At 55.5% G+C, this 1021-nt stretch carries 1 protein-coding gene; it reads right to left on the bottom strand.

Going from position 1 to position 1021, the window contains the following annotated elements; translation table 11 throughout:
* Positions 1-22: 22 nt before the first annotated feature.
* On the bottom strand, positions 23-1021 hold a 999-nt coding region (locus AKN84_RS44290; RefSeq protein WP_050426606.1), incomplete at its 5' end, for an ABC transporter substrate-binding protein.

The following is a 1021-nucleotide window of genomic DNA, read 5'->3' as shown; positions in this document are numbered from 1 at the left end:
CTCATCCATTGCCCAACTTTCGCTATTCGATCACCTCGTCGGCACGGAGCAATATGGACTGAGGAAAAGCTAACCCCAGCGTTTGCGCAGTCTTGACGTTAATGACGAGATCGAACTCGACGGGCTGCTCAACCGGCAAGTCGGAAGGTGGGGTACCCTTGAAGATCTTGTCAACAAAGTACGCTGCGCGCTTGAACATGCCGCCAAGGTTCTCACCGTAGGACATCAAGCCGCCCTCACGCACCCATTCCCTACCTGTGTACATCGTTGGGAGCCGCTCCTGTGTTACGAAGGCGATGATCTCGTTTCGATGCTGAAGCGTCAGCGCATCTTGAAAGACGATCATTCCGTCGGGCCGGTCCCCGGGTATTTTTCCAAAAGCAATTGCGAAATCCTTCGGCTCGCGGACCTCGAGCGGCTGTATCGCAACTCCAAGCTTTTCCGCCGCGTTTCGAGTATCTCTCAAACCGAGAGAAACTGAAGGGTTTGCTGAGTCCCAGAGGACTGCCACCCGGAGCAGTTTCGGGATGACCTGTTTAAAAAATTCTATGCGCTTCGCGCTGAGTTCGGCAGTCGGAACCGCGCCTCCGGTCACATTACCTCCCGGGTGCGCAAGGCTTGCAACAACCCCGGTCTCGACCGGATTAATGGCGTTCGGAAAGACGACCGGTATCGTCGTCGTAGCCTTTTTTACGGCCAGCGCAGCAGGCGTCGTCACAACAATGATGAGATCGACCGGGAAATTAACAAGCTCTGCCGCAAATGTCGAAAAGCGCTCGGGGTGTCCTGCTGCATATCTGCGTTCTACAACGAGGTTGCGCCCCTCCTGATAGCCGAGTTGTCGGAGTTCGCTGAAAAATGGATCATAAAAGGTCTCATGCCCATGGGCGAGAAACCCGATGCGCCAAATTTTCGACGATGGTTGCGCGAAAGCACGGATCGGTGATGAAACGGCTGCCCCCGCGCCGAGGATGAAATCGCGCCGCCTCATATCGCTCAGCAAAGCCACCCTCTTTGGAGC

The organism is Bradyrhizobium tropiciagri (assembly GCF_001189845.1).
GTDB lineage: Bacteria > Pseudomonadota > Alphaproteobacteria > Rhizobiales > Xanthobacteraceae > Bradyrhizobium > Bradyrhizobium tropiciagri.
Note: the sequence above shows the minus strand (reverse complement) of the source record. Positions and strands in the feature narration are given on the sequence as shown.